Source organism: Bacillus sp. AP50 (assembly GCF_040492675.1).
Classification (GTDB): Bacteria; Bacillota; Bacilli; order Bacillales; family Bacillaceae_G; genus Bacillus_A; species Bacillus_A cereus.
Genome location: NZ_JBEUTW010000590.1, coordinates 1 through 1354 on the forward strand (window position 1 = coordinate 1; position 1354 = coordinate 1354).

The following is a 1354-nucleotide window of genomic DNA, read 5'->3' on the forward strand; positions in this document are numbered from 1 at the left end:
ATTTTATTCTGGTACAGAGGTTACAATTTTAAATCTATTTTTTAATTGTTTATTAACAATTATATTACTAGTAGTTACAGGTCACATTATCGATAAAAAACTAGAAGTCTAAAGGAGGAATCAGCATTGGGAAACGTAGTAGTAAAGTTAGAGAATGTTCGAAAAAGGATTGGTGGAACGGAAATTATTCGTGGTTTATCATTTGAGGTTCGTGAAGGAGAAGTATACGGATTCCTTGGACCGAATGGTAGCGGTAAGACGACGACGATCCGTATGATGACAGGTCTTATTTCAATGACAGAGGGCGATATTACAATTTGTGGACATAGTATTCGCTCGGAGCGTGAAAAGGCACTAGAGCAAATTGGAGCGATTGTAGAAAATCCTGAACTATATGATTATATGACAGGAATGCAAAACTTAAAGCATTTTGCGAATATGGCCATTACACCAATTAGTAAAGAGCGGATTGCTGAGATTGTAAAGCTTGTTGAATTAGAGCATGCGATTCATAAAAAGGTGAAAACATATTCACTTGGTATGAAACAACGTTTAGGAATTGCACAGGCATTACTTCATCAGCCGAAAATCTTAATTTTAGATGAGCCGACAAATGGACTAGATCCAGCTGGTATTCGCCAAATTCGTGATTATTTACAACGTTTAGCGAAAGAAGAGAATATTGCTGTAATCGTATCAAGTCACTTATTGAGTGAAATTGAATTAATGTGTGATCGCGTCGTTATTATTAAACAAGGTGAGTTTGTACAAGAGTACAACTTACATGAAAAAGTGAAACATGATGAGGCAGTCGTTGTAGCGTTTGAAGTAGATGAAGTTCAGAAAGCAAATGAAATCATTAAAGGTAAAGCAAAAGGGAATGTAATTGTAGCATCTGTAACAAAAGACAACATTCCGCAACTTGTAAAAAAACTTGTTCATGCTGATGTGCTTGTATATGGCGTTACTGTTCAAAATAAAACGTTAGAGGATGAGTTCTTAGCGATTACTGGGGGAGTGAAAGCGTAATGTTTAAATTAATTCAAAATGAATTTTTAAAGTTGCATGCGAAAAAAGGTATGTATATTTTAATTGGTGTCATTGCTTTATTAGAGATTTTAGGAACAGTAGTATTGGCGAAATGGGGCGACGCTGGTAGCTTAAGTGGATCTTACTTAGATTTTGCAAGTTCAAATATCGGCTTAATTATGATATTCACAACGATCTTTGGAATTACAATAGCTTCTCGTACAATTACAGATGAATTCCAAAAAGGAACGATTAAGCAATTATTAATTCGTCCAAGAAAACGAATGACAATTTTATTTTCTAAATATATTACAGTATTATTAAC

The 1354-nt window shown here is 34.3% G+C and carries 2 protein-coding genes and 1 pseudogene; all 3 read left to right on the plus strand.

The window, feature by feature from the left end:
* A pseudogene (locus ABWK52_RS26990) lies at positions 1-112 on the plus strand (ABC transporter permease); the annotation flags it as partial.
* A gap of 14 nt (positions 113-126) precedes the next feature.
* Positions 127-1029 (plus strand): ABC transporter ATP-binding protein, encoded by a 903-nt coding sequence (locus ABWK52_RS26995; RefSeq protein WP_000528820.1) that lies wholly within the window; start codon positions 127-129, stop codon positions 1027-1029.
* On the plus strand, positions 1029-1354 hold a 326-nt coding region (locus ABWK52_RS27000), incomplete at its 3' end, for an ABC transporter permease (protein ID WP_353772265.1). The genes ABWK52_RS26995 and ABWK52_RS27000, both read left to right, overlap by 1 nt.